The following is an 18,544-nucleotide window of genomic DNA, read 5'->3' as shown; positions in this document are numbered from 1 at the left end:
ATAGTAACGCCCCTTTTTTAACCGGATGCTTATTTATTCGCCATGCAGCCTGAAACCCAGTCCTCCGCTTTACCTGCTTATCGCTTCTCCATCGCGCCTATGCTCGACTGGACGGACAGACATTGCCGCTATTTCCTGCGTTTGCTGTCTCGCCAGACGCTGCTCTACACCGAAATGGTGACCACGGGCGCGATTATTCACGGTAAGGGTGACTATCTGGCTTATAGCGAAGAAGAGCATCCGGTCGCTCTACAGCTTGGTGGAAGCGATCCGGCTCAGCTTGCGCATTGTGCAAAGCTGGCGGAAGCGCGTGGCTACGATGAAATTAACCTCAACGTGGGGTGCCCTTCCGATCGCGTGCAAAATGGTATGTTTGGCGCCTGTTTGATGGGCAATGCGCAACTGGTCGCCGATTGTGTTAAAGCCATGCGTGATGTCGTCTCGATTCCGGTAACGGTAAAAACCCGCATTGGTATTGACGATCAGGACAGTTATGCGTTTCTGTGTGATTTCATCGATACGGTTTCCGGTCGGGGCGAATGCGAGATGTTTATTATCCATGCGCGCAAAGCCTGGCTTTCTGGCTTAAGCCCGAAAGAAAATCGTGAGATCCCGCCGCTGGATTACCCGCGCGTCTATCAGCTAAAGCGGGATTTTCCGCACCTGACCATGTCCATTAACGGCGGCATCAAATCGCTGGAAGAGGCGAAGGAGCACCTACGCCATATGGATGGCGTCATGGTTGGCCGCGAAGCTTATCAGAATCCGGGTATACTGGCCGCGGTGGATCGGGAGATCTTTGGCGCCGATACCACCGATGCCGACCCGGTTGCGGTGGTTCGCGCGATGTATCCCTATATTGAGCGTGAATTGAGCCAGGGAGCGTATCTGGGGCATATCACTCGCCATATGCTGGGGTTGTTCCAGGGCATCCCCGGCGCGCGACAGTGGCGTCGCTATCTGAGCGAAAACGCCCATAAAGCTGGCGCGGATGTTGCTGTACTGGAGCAGGCGCTAAAACTGGTGGCAGACAAGCGTTAAAAGTTCGCCAAAAATTAGTCAATCTCACCACGCTCTGTGCAGTCTTGCAGGGCGTTTTCTTTATATATCAAAAACATAAATATTGGCATGATTTTTGTAATAGCTTACCTGACCAGACCCGGTAAGCGCCGTGCCGCCGGGCAATGCCATCTTTATGGGGAGCGACTATGCTGGAACTACTTTTTGTGCTTGGCTTTTTTCTGATGTTAATGGTGACGGGCGTCTCCTTGCTGGGCATTCTGGCCGCGCTGGTTGTAGCGACTGCCGTCATGTTCCTGGGTGGAATGTTCGCCCTGATGATCAAGCTGTTACCGTGGCTACTGCTGGCGGTGGCTGTGGTGTGGGTGATCAAAGCAGTAAAAACGCCAAAAATCCCACAGTATCAGCGCAATAACCGTCGGTTTTACTAAGGTATTGAGCGGTTCGTCACAACCTGGAACTTTGCCCTCACAAGCAAATAGGAATCGATTATTAAATCTGTCATGATTGCGCAGGTAACGAATTCATCGCGCTGTACCCTACATACAGCCGAACAAAAAAAGAAAGGGCTTCCCGGGTGGAAGCCCAATTTCTTTGCAGAGCTATTACGGAATCAGCAGGCTTGAGCCCTGTGTGGCCCGGCTTTCCAGCACCTCATGTGCGCGACGGGCATCTTTTAACGCATAGCGTTGATTTTCAGCCACATCAACTTTAATCACGCCGCTGGCGATCAATGAGAACAATTCATTGCTGGCTTCGGTCAGTTCTTCACGTGTCGTAATATACCCCTGTAGTGAAGGTCGCGTGGCATACAGGGAACCTTTCTGATTCAGAATACCTAAATTCACGCCAGTGACGGGGCCGGACGCATTGCCGAAACTGACCATCAGTCCCCGACGTTGCAGACAGTCCAGTGAGGCTTCCCAGGTATCTCTCCCCACGGAGTCATAGACCACGCGGACTTTTTTGCCGCCGGTGATCTCTTTTACCCGTTCGACAATGCTCTCCTCACGGTAATTAATTACCTGCCAGGCGCCGGCGTCCAGCGCCCGCTGCGCTTTTTGCGCGCTACCGACGGTACCGATAAGCTTCGCGCCCAGCGCTTTCGCCCACTGGCAGGCGATCAGACCTACGCCGCCCGCAGCGGCATGAAACAGGAAGGGTTCGTCGGGTTTCACTTCATAGGTTTTGCGCAACAGGTAAAAAACGGTCAACCCCTTGAGAAAAGAGGCTGCCGCCTGTTCGAAGGAAATGGCGTCAGGTAAAATCGCGGCTTTATCTGCGGGGACGTTATGGACAGAACTGTAAGCGCCGAGCGTTGACTGCGCGTAGACGACGCGATCGCCCACGCGAATATGCTCCACGCCGTTGCCGACTTTACTGACCACACCCGCAGCTTCGGTTCCCAGGCCCGCAGGCAACGACGGGGGCGGATAGAGTCCGCTACGGATATAGGTGTCGATGAAATTGATACCAATGGCTTTGTTCTCAACCTGGATTTCGTGTTCCGCCGGTTCCGTTGGCGTAAACTCCACGGTCTGAAGCACTTCCGGACCACCATGTTTGTGAAATTCAATACGCGTTGCCATGCTTCCTCCAAAAGAAATGTGGTAATCTTTCGACCCAATCACTATCTCGGTAACTCCATTCACTATGGCAGGAAATAAACCCTTCAACAAACCACAGACTGATGCCCGCGACCGCGATCCGCAGGTTGCCGGGATAAAAGTGCCGCCGCACTCGATTGAAGCGGAACAGTCGGTGTTGGGCGGTTTAATGCTGGATAACGAGCGCTGGGACGATGTGGCCGAGCGCGTGGTGGCGGAAGATTTCTATACCCGCCCGCATCGCCATATCTTTACAGAGATGGGGCGCTTGCAGGAAAGCGGCAGTCCTATCGACCTGATTACGCTCGCGGAATCGCTGGAGCGGCAGGGCCAACTGGACAGCGTCGGCGGCTTCGCCTATCTGGCGGAGTTGTCTAAAAACACGCCAAGCGCGGCGAACATCAGTGCTTATGCGGACATTGTGCGCGAACGCGCCGTGGTCCGCGATATGATCGCGGTGGCGCATGAAATTGCGGACGCCGGTTACGATCCACAGGGGCGCAATAGCGACGAACTGCTGGATCTGGCGGAGTCGCGCGTCTTCCAGATCGCGGAAAACCGGGCCAACAAAGACGAAGGTCCGAAAAGCATCGACCAGATCCTCGACGCTACCGTGGCGCGTATTGAGCAGTTGTTCCAGCAACCGCACGATGGCGTTACAGGCGTGGATACCGGCTATCAGGATCTCAATAAAAAGACGGCAGGGTTACAGCGTTCGGATTTGATTATCGTCGCGGCGCGCCCCTCCATGGGTAAAACCACTTTTGCGATGAACCTCTGCGAAAATGCGGCGATGTTGCAGGATAAACCGGTACTGATCTTCAGCCTGGAGATGCCCGGCGAACAGATCATGATGCGTATGCTGGCCTCGCTGTCCCGCGTCGATCAGACACGTATTCGTACCGGTCAACTTGATGATGAAGACTGGGCGCGAATCTCCGGCACGATGGGCATTCTGCTGGAGAAACGCAATATGTATATTGACGACTCCTCAGGTCTTACGCCGACAGAAGTCCGTTCGCGCGCGCGGCGTATTTTCCGCGAACATGGCGGGTTAAGTCTGATTATGATCGACTACCTGCAATTGATGCGCGTGCCGTCGCTTTCTGATAACCGTACTCTGGAAATCGCCGAAATTTCCCGCTCGTTGAAAGCGCTGGCGAAGGAGCTTCAGGTGCCAGTCGTGGCGCTATCGCAGCTTAACCGCTCCCTGGAACAACGCGCGGATAAACGTCCGGTGAACTCCGACCTGCGTGAATCCGGCTCTATTGAACAGGATGCCGACTTAATTATGTTTATCTACCGTGATGAGGTTTATCACGAGAACAGCGACTTAAAAGGCATTGCTGAAATTATTATTGGTAAGCAACGTAACGGTCCTATCGGTACGGTTCGTCTGACGTTCAATGGTCAGTGGTCGCGCTTCGATAACTATGCGGGACCGCAATACGATGATGAGTAACTCTCCGTCATTCTGTTAACAAGGAATTCAAATGCAAGCGGCAACAGTCGTCATTAACCGCCGCGCTCTGCGACACAACCTGCAACGTCTGCGTGAACTGGCGCCTGCCAGTAAGCTGGTTGCGGTGGTGAAAGCGAACGCTTATGGACACGGTCTTCTGGAGACCGCGCGAACGCTCCCTGATGCTGACGCTTTTGGCGTGGCGCGTCTTGAAGAGGCTCTACGTCTGCGAGCGGGCGGGATCACGCAGCCTATCCTGCTGCTGGAGGGTTTTTTCGACGCCGCCGATCTGCCGACCATTTCCGCGCAATGTCTGCATACCGCCGTACATAATCAGGAGCAGCTTGCCGCCCTGGAGGCGGTGGAGCTGGCGGAGCCGGTAACGGTCTGGATGAAACTGGATACCGGTATGCATCGTCTCGGCGTGCGTCCCGAAGAGGCGGAGGCGTTCTACCAGCGTCTGACGCACTGTAAAAATGTACGCCAGCCGGTGAATATCGTCAGCCATTTTGCCCGTGCGGATGAGCCGGAATGCGGCGCTACCGAACATCAGCTCGACATTTTTAATGCCTTCTGTCAGGGTAAACCCGGTCAGCGCTCTATTGCCGCGTCTGGCGGTATTCTGCTGTGGCCGCAGTCTCACTTTGACTGGGCGCGTCCGGGCATCATTTTGTATGGCGTATCGCCGCTGGAACACAAACCCTGGGGGCCTGATTTTGGTTTTCAGCCGGTGATGTCCTTAACCTCCAGTTTGATCGCGGTGCGTGACCACAAAGCGGGCGAACCGGTGGGTTACGGCGGGACATGGGTGAGTGAGCGCGACACGCGCCTGGGCGTGGTGGCGATGGGTTATGGCGATGGCTACCCACGAGCGGCGCCTTCCGGTACGCCAGTGCTGGTCAATGGTCGTGAAGTCCCGATTGTCGGGCGGGTGGCGATGGATATGATTTGCGTAGATTTGGGGCCAAACGCGCAGGATAACGCGGGCGATCCGGTGGTCTTATGGGGTGAAGGTCTGCCGGTTGAACGTATCGCTGAAATGACAAAAGTAAGTGCTTACGAACTTATCACGCGCCTGACCTCAAGGGTGGCGATGAAGTATATTGATTAAATACGCGGCAGGCCGGGTGGCGCTTGCGCTTATCCGGCTTGTATCGCGCATTGGCTGTAGGCCGGATAAAACGTTCATGCCGCTATCCGGTAATATGCGCATCCACCACAACATCCTCTCGATCTTCTCGTCCTTCCGGTTTATTGTGTTATTTCCTGCCCTCTGTAAACCTGGAGAACCATCGCGTGTTTCAAAAAGTTGACGCCTATGCCGGCGATCCGATTCTTTCACTGATGGAGCGTTTTAAAGACGACTCCCGTCACGACAAAGTAAATCTGAGCATTGGCCTGTATTACAACGAAGACGGGATTATCCCACAGCTTAAAACGGTGGCCGAAGCCGAAGCCCGGCTTAACGCGCAGCCGCATGGCGCTTCGCTGTACCTGCCGATGGAAGGACTCAATACTTATCGCCATACTATCGCGCCTTTGCTCTTTGGCGCCGATCACCCGGTTCTTCAGCAACAGCGCGTGGCCACTATCCAGACATTAGGCGGTTCCGGCGCGCTGAAAGTGGGCGCGGATTTCCTGAAGCGTTATTTCCCCGACGCAGGCGTATGGGTGAGCGACCCCACCTGGGAAAACCATATTGCGATATTTGCCGGGGCAGGATTCGAAGTGAGTACTTACCCCTGGTATGACGACGCGACTAACGGCATCCGTTTTAACGATCTGCTGGCCACGCTGAATACGTTACCTGCGCGCAGTATCGTGTTGCTGCACCCCTGTTGTCACAACCCGACCGGGGCGGATTTAACGCCTTCGCAATGGGATGCGGTGATTGAAATAGTGAAAGCGCGCGATCTGATTCCGTTCCTTGATATTGCCTATCAGGGGTTTGGCGCAGGCATGGACGAGGATGCTTACGCTATTCGCGCCATTGCCAGCGCCGGGTTACCTGCGTTAGTCAGTAATTCTTTTTCGAAGATTTTCTCGCTGTACGGCGAGCGCGTCGGCGGCCTGTCCGTGGTGTGTGAAGATGCTGAAATTGCCGCGCGGGTTCTGGGACAGCTAAAAGCGACGGTGCGCCGAATTTACTCCAGTCCGCCGTGTTTCGGCGCTCAGGTGGTCGCTACGGTCCTGGGCGATGAGGCGTTAAAAGCGGGCTGGCTGGCGGAAGTCGACGCGATGCGTAACCGCATTATATCGATGCGCCAGACGCTGGTGAAGGAGCTGAAGGCGGAGATGCCTGACCGCAACTTTGATTACTTGTTACAGCAGCGCGGTATGTTCAGCTATACCGGGTTAAGCGAGGAGCAGGTCGAGCGGTTGCGCGATGAGTTTGGCGTTTACCTGATTGCCAGTGGCCGCATGTGTGTCGCCGGGCTTAATGATTCAAATGTACACCGCGTGGCGAAGGCATTTGCCGCTGTCATGTAATATTCAGGCCGGACGGCGATAACAGTGCCCTCCGGCCTGACAATAGCTGTTGTGATCATCCTCTTTTTTCGTAACAAAACCGCAGATAATCCTTCCTTTTGACCGTTACTGGCGTTATGGTCAGATAGTTTTTTGAGCAAAGACTCATCTTAATAATTATAATATTTTGAATTTTAAGGGAAAACCATGAAAAAAATAACCCTGGCGCTGAGTGCCGTCTGTTTGTTGTTTACGCTAAACCATTCCGCGAATGCGTTAGTATCTTCCCCTTCGACGCTCAATCCGGGCACTAATGTTGCAAAACTCGCGGAACAAGCGCCTGTCCATTGGGTCTCTGTCGCCCAGATTGAAAACAGCCTCACCGGACGCCCGCCGATGGCGGTCGGCTTTGATATTGACGACACCGTGTTATTTTCCAGCCCCGGATTCTGGCGCGGAAAGAAAACCTACTCCCCGGACAGCGACGATTATCTGAAAAATCCGGCCTTTTGGGAAAAAATGAACAACGGCTGGGATGAGTTCAGTATTCCAAAAGAAGTGGCCCGACAGCTCATTGATATGCATGTTCGCCGTGGCGACAGTATTTACTTTGTCACTGGTCGTAGTCAGACGAAAACGGAAACCGTGTCGAAAACGCTGGCGGATAACTTCCATATTCCGGCGGCGAATATGAATCCGGTGATTTTCGCCGGCGATAAACCGGAACAAAATACGAAAGTACAGTGGCTGCAGGAGAAGAACATGCGTATCTTCTACGGCGATTCGGATAACGATATTACCGCAGCTCGTGATTGTGGTATCCGCGGTATTCGCATCCTGCGCGCGGCTAACTCCACCTACAAACCGCTGCCGCAGGCAGGAGCGTTTGGCGAGGAAGTCATTGTCAACTCGGAGTACTAAAAATCAGGAGAGCGTCAGGCTCTCCTTTTTTGCATGATTTTTGCACAAACTTGCCCCGCTGGCTTTTACCTTTTCCAGACTTGCTGCACACTATTCAGGAGACGTTTGTTTTTAGGAAGGAGCAGCCTATGTGGTATCAGCGCACCATTACACTGAGCGAGAAGCCGCGCGGGTTTCATCTGATAACAGATGAAATTATCGATAAATTGTCTGGCTTACCGCCTGTCGAAACGGGTTTGCTGCATCTGTTGTTGCTACATACCTCGGCCTCGCTGACGCTAAACGAAAACTGCGATCCCACCGTGCGCGCTGATATGGAGCGCCATTTCCTGAAAACCGTTCCCGATAATGCGGCGTATGAACATGATTACGAAGGCGCGGATGACATGCCTTCGCATATTAAGTCGTCAGTATTGGGCGTCTCGTTGCTGCTGCCTGTACGCCAGGGGCGTTTACAGTTAGGAACATGGCAAGGTATCTGGTTGGGAGAGCACCGTATTCACGGCGGTCCACGTAAAATTATCGCGACACTACAAGGGGAATGATAATGACCATTTCGGAATTACTGCAATACTGCATGGCAAAACCTGGCGCAGAGCAGAGCGTCCACAGCGACTGGAAAGCGACGCAAATTAAAGTGGAAGATGTACTTTTCGCGATGGTAAAAGAAGTTGAAGGACGCCCGGCAGCCTCTCTCAAAACCAGCCCGGAACTGGCAGAGTTGTTACGCCAGCAGCACAGCGATGTACGACCGAGTCGGCACCTTAATAAAGCGCACTGGAGCACGGTCTATCTGGACGGATCGCTGCCGGATTCACAACTCTATTATCTGGTCGATGCCTCTTATCAACAGGCGGTAAATGCGCTGCCGGAAGATAAACGCAAGCAGTTGCCGCAGTCCTGATTATAGCGCGCCGACCAACAACGCCAGGGCGATATCAATGAGGCGGATGACCGTAGACCGGATACGGCTGCCGAGGGCGATTTGCGCATTATTGGCGCGTAGCCTGGCGAGGTCCCGCTGTCCTTCCAGCAGAATAATCATATCGTCGTCGTCCAGCCAGCCGCGAGCATGTTCCTGAAGCGCGCGGGCGATAAACGCGGCGGACTCGCGGATAGCGTCGTCGCTGTCTTCTCTTGCCTGCTTATACGTCTGGATAAACTCGGCAATCGCCGAGGACGCTACAGGGTGTTCGGCCCGGGCGGTGGTCATCAGGTTATGTATTTCGTTAATAGACGCCATTTTCATCTCCCTGAGTGCAGTGGGCGCCCCAATGCAGACACTCACCCTGTATAGCTAATTTCCAGACCTGATTATTTTGCTGTTGGTATCTCTCTGCCTGGATGTGAGTAAGTGGTTGCTTACGTTGCATAACCCGCGCATAAAGACGCAAATAGTGATTTTTCAGCAGCGCCAGATTATCGAGTCGGTGTTTATCCCCACCTTGACGGGCGACCCGCTCAGCCTGAAAAAATGTCTGGCGGATATCGCGGTCATCCTTGAGCAGTGTCTCTTTTTGCCACGGTATTCGCGCCGCGTCCTGCAGGAAGCGGGTTGAGCGCGTTTGTAATAGCGTCAGTTGTTGAAAAGCCACGGCGCTAAAGCGGTCAGGCAGCGTACAGGCGGCTAAAAACAGGCACAGCAGTAGTGTGATTGCGTAGGGCAACTTCATGGTGTTTTCCATAACAGACCGTTTGCGCTATCACATGTCAGAGCGAGGCGGCACGCAAATCACAAATGCTCAACACGGAGACAATGAGGTGGGATGAGGAAAAATGATGCCGCTTCCCGGCGAATCGGAAAGCGGCGTGAAGGTTATTTGAGCATAGGTTTAAGGAAGCGGGCGGTATGCGACGCCTCGCACTCCGCCACGGTTTCCGGCGTACCGGAGACGAGAATTTCGCCGCCGCCGCTGCCGCCTTCCGGGCCGAGGTCGACAATCCAGTCCGCCGTTTTAATGACGTCCAGGTTGTGTTCGATCACCACGATGGTGTTGCCCTGATCGCGCAACTGATGCAGAACGTCAAGCAACTGCTGAATATCGGCAAAGTGCAGGCCGGTGGTCGGCTCGTCGAGAATATACAGCGTCTGCCCGGTGCCGCGCTTCGACAGTTCGCGTGCCAGCTTCACGCGCTGGGCCTCGCCGCCGGAAAGCGTCGTCGCCGACTGACCAAGACGGATATAGGTCAGCCCCACGTCCATCAGCGTCTGCAGCTTACGCGCCAGCGCCGGAACCGCATCAAAGAACTCACGCGCTTCTTCAATGGTCATATCCAGCACTTCGTGGATGGTCTTGCCTTTGTACTTAATCTCCAGCGTTTCCCGGTTATAGCGCTTGCCTTTGCACTGGTCGCACGGCACGTAAATATCCGGCAGAAAGTGCATTTCGACTTTAATGACGCCATCGCCCTGGCACGCTTCGCAGCGACCGCCGCGCACGTTGAAGCTGAATCGCCCTGGCGTATAGCCGCGCGAGCGAGATTCCGGCACGCCAGCAAAAAGTTCGCGAACCGGGGTAAAGACGCCCGTATAGGTCGCCGGGTTGGAACGCGGGGTGCGCCCGATCGGGCTCTGGTCGATATCGATCACTTTATCGAAATGTTCCAGCCCCTGAATATCCCGATACGGCGCCGGTTCGGCGATAGTCGCCCCGTTTAGCTGACGCTGGGCGATGGGGAACAGCGTGTCGTTAATCAGCGTCGATTTACCGGAACCCGAGACGCCGGTGATACAGGTAAACAGCCCTACCGGTAGCGTAAGGGTCACATCTTTCAGGTTGTTGCCGCGCGCGCCGGTGAGTTTGAGCACTTTTTCTGGATTTGCCGGCACGCGTTGTTTCGGCACTTCAATTTTGCGTTTACCGCTCATGTACTGGCCGGTCAGCGATTCCGGTACCGCCATAATGGCTTCCAGCGGGCCTTCCGCCACCACCTCGCCGCCGTGAACGCCCGCGCCGGGGCCAATATCAATCACATGGTCGGCGGCGCGGATGGCGTCTTCATCGTGTTCCACCACAATCACGGTATTGCCAAGATTGCGCAGATGAATCAGCGTACCCAGCAGCCGTTCGTTATCACGCTGGTGCAGACCGATGGAAGGTTCATCCAGCACATACATCACGCCGACTAACCCGGCGCCTATCTGGCTCGCCAGACGAATACGCTGGGCTTCGCCGCCGGAAAGCGTCTCTGCCGAGCGGGAGAGCGTGAGATAGTTCAGGCCGACGTTCACCAGAAACTTGAGACGATCGCCGATCTCTTTTAGCACTTTTTCGGCGATTTTCGCCCGTTGCCCGGAAAGCTTGAGATTAGTGAAAAAATCCATCGCATGGCCAATGCTCATATCGGAAATAGCAGGCAGCGGCGTATTTTCCACAAATACATGGCGCGCTTCGCGATTCAGTCGCGTTCCTTCACAGCTGGCGCAGGGGCGATTACTGATGAACTTCGCCAGCTCTTCGCGCACCGCGCTGGATTCCGTCTCTTTATAACGGCGCTCCATATTATGCAGCACGCCTTCGAACGGATGGCGGCGCACGGAGGTATCGCCGCGATCGTTCATATATTTAAATTCAATGTTCTCTTTGCCGGAACCGTACAGCACGACTTTATGTACGTTGGCGCTGAGGCTTGCCCACGGCGCATCTACGTCGAACTTATAGTGTTCCGCCAGCGACTTGAGCATTTGAAAGTAGTAAAAATTGCGACGATCCCAACCACGAATCGCGCCGCCTGCCAGCGACAGGTCGGGATTCTGGATCACGCGGTCCGGATCGAAATATTGCTGAACGCCGAGGCCGTCACAGGTCGGGCAGGCGCCTGCCGGGTTGTTGAACGAGAACAGACGCGGTTCCAGCTCGCGCATACTGTAGCCGCAAATCGGACAGGCAAAATTGGCGGAGAACAGAAGCTCCTCCGCTTTCTCATCGTCCATATCGGCAACAACCGCCGTGCCGCCGGATAATTCCAGCGCCGTTTCGAACGACTCCGCCAGGCGTTGGGAAAGATCGTTGCGAACTTTGAAGCGATCGATCACCACCTCAATGGTATGTTTCTTTTGCAGCTCCAGCTTCGGCGGATCGGAGAGATCGCAGACTTCGCCGTCAATACGGGCGCGAATGTAACCCTGGCTTGCCAGATTTTCCAGCGTTTTGGTGTGTTCGCCTTTACGCTCTTTAATAATCGGCGCCAGCAGCATCAGACGTTTGCCTTCCGGCTGTGACAGCACGTTATCGACCATCTGGCTAACGGTTTGCGCCGCCAGCGGCACGTCATGGTCCGGACAACGCGGCTCGCCCACGCGGGCAAACAGCAGGCGCAGGTAGTCGTGGATCTCGGTAATAGTACCCACCGTAGAGCGCGGGTTGTGCGATGTCGATTTCTGTTCAATTGAGATCGCGGGCGATAACCCCTCAATATGGTCGACATCCGGTTTTTCCATGAGCGACAAAAACTGCCGCGCGTAAGCGGAGAGCGATTCAACGTAACGACGCTGCCCTTCGGCATACAGAGTGTCGAAAGCCAGTGAGGATTTGCCTGAACCCGAAAGCCCGGTCACGACAATCAGTTTGTCGCGGGGGATGACGAGGTTAATATTTTTGAGATTATGGGTGCGGGCGCCCCGAACTTCGATCTTATCCATTCACCTTTCCCGGTAGAGACTCGGATGCCTGGTTTGTTTGAAGGACAAACGGCAGAAACGGCTAATTATGACACAATTTAACCTGTTTGAATATACAGTATTGGAATGCATCTTCAGCTAAAGTATGCAACAATATGAGGTTCGCGCGAGTGACCTGGAACCTGCATCGCAGCTATTAAAATGCTACGTGGAAATGGTACACTCACGCGTTTACACTATTTATGAAACGTATTCAGGAGACTCAATTATGGCCAGCAGAGGCGTAAACAAGGTGATTCTCGTTGGTAATCTGGGCCAGGACCCGGAAGTACGCTATATGCCGAGTGGCGGCGCTGTCGCCAACTTAACGCTGGCTACTTCTGAATCCTGGCGCGATAAGCAGACCGGCGAAATGAAAGAGCAGACTGAATGGCACCGGGTGGTGATGTTCGGCAAACTGGCGGAAGTGGCCGGCGAATATCTGCGTAAAGGTTCTCAGGTGTATATCGAAGGTCAATTGCGTACCCGCAAGTGGACCGATCAGAGTGGCCAGGAACGCTATACGACTGAAATTAACGTTCCGCAGATCGGCGGCGTGATGCAGATGCTGGGTGGTCGCCAGGGCGGCGGCGCACCGGCAGGCGGTCAGCAGCAGGGGGGTTGGGGTCAGCCGCAACAACCTCAGCAGCCGCAGGGCGGCAACCAGTTCAGCGGCGGCGCGCAGTCGCGTCCACAGCAATCCGCGCCAGCGCCGTCTAACGAACCGCCAATGGATTTTGACGACGACATTCCGTTCTGATTTTTGGTAAAAAACTCAAAGCGTTATTTGCATTTTCGCTATAGTTCTCGTCTGCTGAAATGCCTGGTGTAAACCAGGCATTTTCTTACCTGGTATTATTGTCTTTGTATCCCTTTCAAAAAAGAGAAGCGCATATCTTACGGAAAAATGTCGCTTATCGCCTCTGGCCGACTCGCCTCGGCACATCATTATCCAGCCGAAGTTCATAAATGTACTGCAATAACCCGGATTGTCTTAAATATGAAAGAGAAAACTCATCTGCAAAATATATAATTTATAGCCATTTTTTGACAACAAAAAGATATTATAAAATAACGTTAGAGAATGGTCGGTATTATCAATAGTTAATTAAATGTTTGCTTTAGCTTGTGATGAGGTCAAATATGATATGTTCATCTTGCTTTATTTTTAATTGCTGAAGATAAACTTGTTACTTATAGCTGGCTTTATATAAAAAATGGTTTTATTTATGTATTTTTTTACGCAATTCTGATTTTTTACTCCCCACTTATTATATTTTTAATGATTTAAGTTATATTGAAGTCCCTATGACCCTATGTTTTAATTGTGAAAATTCATTTTATCCTCTGGAGGCAAATTTATTAAATACGTATGGTTATAACGCGTATTAAAAAGAAATATGTCCTTAAAATGATTTAGAGTTTCAATGATTAGCTAACAAATCTATTTATCGGCGGGTGGTTTTAATTTGCTGATGACTATTTTTTATTTATGAGTTGAGAGCTTATGCGATACCTATTATTGGGGAAGATATAGTTAGTGCAATAATTGATGTCTACCTAATTAAAAAATGAAGAGTGTTTTTAATTAAAGCACTCATCTTTGTTGTGGGCGCATAAAAATGGCGTCGTTGTTTTTATTTTTCTGATTACGAGATGTAAGAAAACTGAACTCTATAAAGCGTATTGGTAGCAGGAAGCCAAGGGCGGTAGCGTTCACTTTCTGAATAAGTTGAGCATCCATTATCCTTTCTAATCCACAAAAACATTTTATTCACAATGTAATATCAGGAGACAACATGGAAGACGAAAGTAATCCGTGGCCTAGTTTTGTTGATACATTCTCTACGGTATTGTGCATTTTTATATTTCTTATGTTGGTGTTTGCACTTAATAATATGATTATTATGTATGACAACTCAATTAAAGTTTATAAAGCAAATATAGAGAGTAAGACTAAATCTACTGCTCAAAATAGCGGAGCCAATGACAATTCAAATGCTAATGAAATAATTAATAAGGAAGTGAATACCCAAGATATGTCGGACGGAATGACTACAATGTCAGGTAAGGAGGTTGGAGTATACGATATCGCCGATGGTCAGAAAACTGATATAACGTCTACAAAAAATGAGCTTGTTATTACGTATCATGGCAGGCTGAGAAGCTTTTCAGAAGAGGACACTCATAAAATAAAGGCTTGGTTAGAAGACAAAATCAATAGTAATTTATTGATAGAAATGGTTATTCCTCAGGCAGACATCTCTTTCTCTGACTCTCTACGACTGGGATATGAACGGGGAATTATTTTGATGAAAGAGATTAAGAAAATATATCCTGATGTAGTTATTGACATGAGTGTTAACTCCGCAGCATCAAGTACAACGAGTAAAGCTATTATCACGACTATTAATAAAAAGGTGTCAGAGTGAAATATATAAATCATTACCGCTATTTGTTTGTCTGTTTTTTCCTTGCCATCCTCCCTTTTTTCGCTTTATCTTTTCCCGGTATAAGAGAGTATGTTTTTGATAACTTCATGGTTTCTGCAATTTACAATGGAGTCATTATTGCCATTTATATTACAGGTTCTTTGTGTGCATTATTCACTATTCTTAAAAATATTTCAGCAAAAGACATATTAATAGCTCAGGACGCCAGTAGAAAAAATAGCATTCTTTCTAACCTCAATCAGGTTTTGTTTGCCGGGGAGCCCAAACAGTGTGATTTCAATTTACTGATGGAATTAGATGACAATGTGTCTACCGCCCGTAACCAACGATTGTCATTTATTATGAGCTGTAGCAATGTGTCGACGCTTGTTGGCCTGTTGGGGACGTTTGCGGGTCTGTCTATTACGATTGGTTCAATCGGGAACTTATTGAGCTCGCCATCAGATGTTGGCGGTGATAATGCAAGTAATACACTCAATATGATCGTGACAATGGTAGCGTCGCTTTCTGAACCATTGAAAGGGATGAATACCGCATTTGTATCTTCTATCTATGGTGTTGTTTGCGCCATACTCCTGACCTCACAAAGTGTTTTTGTTCGCAGCTCCTATTCCCTTGTTTCTACGGAAATCAAAAAATTAAAAATCATAAGCAACAGATCCAATAATAAACAGCGAAGCCTGCGGGTTGAATCAGAGACGCTTGTAGAATTTAAAGAGTTGTTTAAAGCGTTTTTTGATAACTACCTGACAGTTGAAAACTTACGGACGCAGGATGAAGAAAAGAAACGAGAGATGCTATCAGATAGCTTTGTCACTTTGCAAAACCGACTATTGGATAACTCAGCAAAACTGGAACAAATTTCTACGCTGATTGATGGTTATCTGGTAAGCAGTAACGAAAATCTCAAAAAATTATCTGACGGTGTAATAACAATTACCTCTCGTTTATCTGAAGGTAATATCCTGCTTGCTGATAATAATGCACGACTGGAGGCAATGAGTACAATACAAAATATTATAGATAAAAAGAATGATTCAATAATGACATCAGTTGATAAATGTTATCAGGAATCTCTTTCACATGGTAAGACCATAAACGATATTGCCGCTGGCAGTGCCGATATTTCTCATACTCTCGATGGGCTGAGAAAAGAAATGGATGAGGATATGAACAATGTTCATTTAGCGCTATCCGATCTATCGGCTACTGATAAAAAGATTATTACCAATACTAAAGAGATTAGTGCTGAAATGGTTAGCTACCGTGATACCTATATGCCATTAATGGAAAAAATAACATCTATGCATCAGGAAATAGTAAAGCAACGTTTGTTAAACAAGGAGGAAAAAAATGAAGATTAAGATGTTTTTTCTGACGACTGCTTTTATTACACAAAGTACATACGCCAGCGAGCTTCCGGTCATTCCTCTAAGAGATTTAGTTAATGCCGCATTAACGCATCAGCCCTCTGTTGCTGTTTCATATTATGAGACTGAAAAGAAAAACAGTGACTTAGATCTTTCACGGGCAGCACTTTATCCTACCCTGGATCTAACATCTGGCCTTAATAATAACAGGAAGGAGTCGTCAGGTACCGAGAGAAACGTTGAAAATAAGGTGTCCTTATCATACCGAATAACGGATTTTGGAGTGAGGGGGGCTAATATCAGGAAATCTGAATATGAAAGAGATAATAGTAAAACTGACTATGAAAAAACAAAGAATATAGTGTCTCAGGAGGTTGTGACAACCTATTACAACATCAGTAAATATCGTGAAATGATTGATGGCGTAAATCTGGAGAAAGAGTTTTATAAAAAGATGCTGGAAACTTTTTCGCTGCTGGTATCTTCCGGTGTAGCTATGCAATCTGATATGCGTAAAGTACAAGTATCTATCGATGCATTAAATACCAGAAGCATTATGTATCAGTCGATGTTGGATGATGAAATGTATAAAATGCAGAATATGACTGGTCTGAATTTGTCACCAGATCAGATTCAAAGCGATGAAAAATTCAACCTCTTCAAAAAATATATCTTTGTCGAAAGTCCTGAAAAACTTATGGACATGGTGATGAAATACAACGATGACTATAAGATGCTTGTCAATACCCGAAAAGCCGCGACCGAAGATATTAATGCCGCAAAATCATCCTATTTTCCGACTGTAGATCTCGTGTCCAGCTATGTACAGAATAATCCAAGCGGTAGTGCCAAAAAAAGTGATTATGAAGATGAATTTAAAACAGGTATCAATGTCAGTTTCAACATTTTTAATGGGTTCAGAAATTCAGCCCAGGAAAGAAAAATGGTGGCAAGTTACTCGCAGGCTAAGCTGCAAATTGACGATTTTTTGATTAAAACGCGTTATAACATTGATTCACAACTTTCAAGATACGCCGCTGCAAAAGAGACTTACTCAGTGGCGGAACGTTCACATACAAACGCGTTACAGCTTACTGAATTATATGAGCAGGAGTTTCAGTTAGGGCAAAAAAGTTTGCTTGATTTAATTTCAAGCCGTAATGAAGCATTTCAGGCATATGTAAGCATGATCGACAGCAAATATAGCCTGTATATTTTAAAGTTACAGCAACTCTCATTGATTTTTCATTTAATGGATTATTTAAAAGGAAATACTGAAAGTGAGTTAAATGTAATGAAATGAATAGAAGACAAAGCGATCATCTCATGATGATAATTATTTCTTTGACGATCTTAATTATTATCCTTACCTACTTTATAGAAATTAATTCAGTGGTTCATGGTCAGGGCGTTATCACCACTAAAGATAATGCTCAGTTAATATCTCTTTCTAAAGGAGGGACGATACAAGATATTTATGTGGCCGAGGGTGATACTGTAAAAAAAGGAGAACTCCTTGCAAAGGTCGTTAACCTTGATCTGCAAAAAGAATATCAAAGGTATAGAACTCAAAAAGGGTATCTGGATAAAGATGTTAACGAAATATCTTTCATTCTTGATAAAGAAAATGAGAGTGGATTGATTACCCTGGATGGCACCCGTTCTTTAAGCAATAAAGAGGTAAAAGCGAATATTGAATTAGTGCATAGTCAGATAAGAGCTAAAGACTTAAAAAAAACCTCTCTTGATTCTGAGATTAGCGGATTACAAGAGAAGCTGAGTTCGAAAGAAAAAGAACTTGCATTGCTTGCCGAAGAAATAAATATTCTTTCTCCACTGGTAAAAAAAGGAATTAGCCCATATACCAATTTTCTTAACAAGAAACAGGCGTATATAAAAGTTAAGTCTGAAATTAATGATATTGAAAGTAGCATCACTTTAAAAAAAGATGATATTGAGCTGGTTGTTAATGATATTGAGGCGCTTAATAATGAATTGCGCTTATCTTTATCTAAAATAATATCTAAAAATCTTCAGGAACTTGAGGTTGTTAACTCTACATTAAAAGTAATAGAGAAGCAGATAAATGAGGAGGATATCTATTCACCGGTTGACGGTGTAATTTATAAAATCAATAAAAGTGCCACTACTCATGGTGGTGTGATTCAGGCGGCAGACTTACTTTTTGAAATAAAACCAAAAGTAAGGACTATGCTGGCCGATGTGAAAATATTACCCAAATACCGTGACCAAATATATGTAGATGAAGCCGTTAAACTGGATGTGCAGTCAATTATCCAACCAAAGATAAAATCGTATAATGCGACTATCGATAATATTAGCCCTGATTCCTATGAGGAAAATACCGGAGGAACAATTCAGCGTTATTATAAAGTAATTATTGCATTCGATGTTAATGAAGATGATTTACGGTGGTTAAAACCAGGTATGACTGTTGACGCTAGTGTAATTACCGGAAAACACAGCATTATGGAATACCTGTTATCTCCCTTGATGAAAGGCGTGGACAAAGCCTTTTCAGAACCAGTTAATACTAAACGATTAGATACACCTTGAGAGTG

General features: G+C 48.7%; 17 protein-coding genes. 13 read left to right on the top strand and 4 right to left on the bottom strand.

Annotated elements, in window-relative coordinates:
* Window positions 1–42 precede the first annotated feature (42 nt).
* Both dusA and pspG read left to right on the top strand, forming a co-directional pair.
* A complete protein-coding gene (dusA, locus tag ACLJPQ_RS17415; RefSeq protein WP_079830916.1) occupies window positions 43–1,041 on the top strand; it encodes a tRNA dihydrouridine(20/20a) synthase DusA in 999 nt (332 codons plus the stop codon).
* Window positions 1,042–1,208: 167 nt separating this feature from the next.
* Window positions 1,209–1,451, top strand: coding sequence for an envelope stress response protein PspG (pspG, locus tag ACLJPQ_RS17410; protein WP_000891414.1), 243 nt, complete (start codon window positions 1,209–1,211; stop codon window positions 1,449–1,451).
* 174 nt (window positions 1,452–1,625) lie between these two features.
* On the opposite strand, the gene ACLJPQ_RS17405 is transcribed toward pspG, so the two are convergent.
* Window positions 1,626–2,609: a quinone oxidoreductase gene (locus ACLJPQ_RS17405; RefSeq protein ID WP_080184859.1), complete on the bottom strand. Its 984-nt coding sequence runs from the start codon at window positions 2,607–2,609 to the stop codon at window positions 1,626–1,628.
* Between the two features lie 64 nt (window positions 2,610–2,673).
* Between ACLJPQ_RS17405 and dnaB the strand changes: the two genes are divergently transcribed.
* The 6 genes from dnaB to ACLJPQ_RS17375 all read left to right on the top strand — a co-directional run bounded on the left by dnaB (window position 2,674) and on the right by ACLJPQ_RS17375 (window position 8,383).
* A complete protein-coding gene (gene dnaB, locus ACLJPQ_RS17400; protein WP_000918353.1) occupies window positions 2,674–4,089 on the top strand; it encodes a replicative DNA helicase in 1,416 nt (471 codons plus the stop codon).
* Between the two features lie 31 nt (window positions 4,090–4,120).
* Complete coding sequence (gene alr, locus ACLJPQ_RS17395) at window positions 4,121–5,200, top strand: alanine racemase (protein WP_001147297.1); 1,080 nt, start codon at window positions 4,121–4,123, stop codon at window positions 5,198–5,200.
* 185 nt (window positions 5,201–5,385) lie between these two features.
* Window positions 5,386–6,579, top strand: coding sequence for an aromatic amino acid transaminase (gene tyrB, locus ACLJPQ_RS17390; RefSeq protein WP_080184860.1), 1,194 nt, complete (start codon window positions 5,386–5,388; stop codon window positions 6,577–6,579).
* 186 nt (window positions 6,580–6,765) lie between these two features.
* Complete coding sequence (gene aphA / locus ACLJPQ_RS17385; protein ID WP_000724435.1) at window positions 6,766–7,479, top strand: acid phosphatase AphA; 714 nt, start codon at window positions 6,766–6,768, stop codon at window positions 7,477–7,479.
* Between the two features lie 128 nt (window positions 7,480–7,607).
* On the top strand, window positions 7,608–8,024 hold the full coding sequence (locus ACLJPQ_RS17380) for a secondary thiamine-phosphate synthase enzyme YjbQ (protein WP_000270392.1): 417 nt from the start codon (window positions 7,608–7,610) through the stop codon (window positions 8,022–8,024).
* Between the two features lie 2 nt (window positions 8,025–8,026).
* Window positions 8,027–8,383, top strand: a complete 357-nt coding sequence (locus ACLJPQ_RS17375) for an MmcQ/YjbR family DNA-binding protein (protein ID WP_000155665.1) — start codon at window positions 8,027–8,029, stop codon at window positions 8,381–8,383.
* Here ACLJPQ_RS17375 and ACLJPQ_RS17370 read toward each other — a convergent pair whose 3' ends face one another.
* From ACLJPQ_RS17370 to uvrA, 3 genes are all read right to left on the bottom strand, one after another.
* Window positions 8,384–8,722, bottom strand: a complete 339-nt coding sequence (locus ACLJPQ_RS17370) for a hypothetical protein (RefSeq protein ID WP_000146587.1) — start codon at window positions 8,720–8,722, stop codon at window positions 8,384–8,386. It lies immediately after the preceding gene.
* On the bottom strand, window positions 8,709–9,164 hold the full coding sequence (locus tag ACLJPQ_RS17365) for a hypothetical protein (protein WP_000432197.1): 456 nt from the start codon (window positions 9,162–9,164) through the stop codon (window positions 8,709–8,711). Before ACLJPQ_RS17365 ends, ACLJPQ_RS17370 begins: the two co-directional genes overlap by 14 nt.
* Window positions 9,165–9,295: 131 nt before the next feature.
* Window positions 9,296–12,121 carry an excinuclease ABC subunit UvrA gene (gene uvrA, locus ACLJPQ_RS17360; protein ID WP_000357725.1) on the bottom strand — a complete coding sequence of 942 codons (2,826 nt, stop codon included), beginning with the start codon at window positions 12,119–12,121 and terminating at the stop codon, window positions 9,296–9,298.
* Window positions 12,122–12,368: 247 nt separating this feature from the next.
* Between uvrA and ssb1 the strand changes: the two genes are divergently transcribed.
* The 5 genes from ssb1 to siiD all read left to right on the top strand — a co-directional run bounded on the left by ssb1 (window position 12,369) and on the right by siiD (window position 18,539).
* Window positions 12,369–12,899, top strand: coding sequence for a single-stranded DNA-binding protein SSB1 (gene ssb1 / locus ACLJPQ_RS17355; protein ID WP_000168322.1), 531 nt, complete (start codon window positions 12,369–12,371; stop codon window positions 12,897–12,899).
* 1,039 nt (window positions 12,900–13,938) lie between these two features.
* A complete protein-coding gene (siiA, locus tag ACLJPQ_RS17350) occupies window positions 13,939–14,571 on the top strand; it encodes an SPI-4 type I secretion system auxiliary protein SiiA (RefSeq protein WP_000389245.1) in 633 nt (210 codons plus the stop codon).
* Window positions 14,568–15,956, top strand: coding sequence for a MotA/TolQ/ExbB proton channel family protein (locus tag ACLJPQ_RS17345; RefSeq protein ID WP_000875183.1), 1,389 nt, complete (start codon window positions 14,568–14,570; stop codon window positions 15,954–15,956). Before siiA ends, ACLJPQ_RS17345 begins: the two co-directional genes overlap by 4 nt.
* Window positions 15,946–17,265: an SPI-4 type I secretion system protein SiiC gene (gene siiC / locus ACLJPQ_RS17340; RefSeq protein WP_001670706.1), complete on the top strand. Its 1,320-nt coding sequence runs from the start codon at window positions 15,946–15,948 to the stop codon at window positions 17,263–17,265. Before ACLJPQ_RS17345 ends, siiC begins: the two co-directional genes overlap by 11 nt.
* Entirely contained in the window at window positions 17,262–18,539 is a 1,278-nt protein-coding gene (gene siiD / locus ACLJPQ_RS17335; protein WP_001081933.1) for an SPI-4 type I secretion system protein SiiD, read from the top strand. The genes siiC and siiD overlap by 4 nt, the downstream gene beginning before the upstream one ends.
* The last annotated feature ends 5 nt before the right edge of the window (window positions 18,540–18,544 follow it).

Source organism: Salmonella sp. SAL04213 (assembly GCF_046550535.1).
Lineage (GTDB): Bacteria > Pseudomonadota > Gammaproteobacteria > Enterobacterales > Enterobacteriaceae > Salmonella > Salmonella enterica.
The sequence above is the reverse complement of the archived record's forward strand: the minus strand, read 5'-3'. Positions and strand labels throughout refer to the sequence as shown.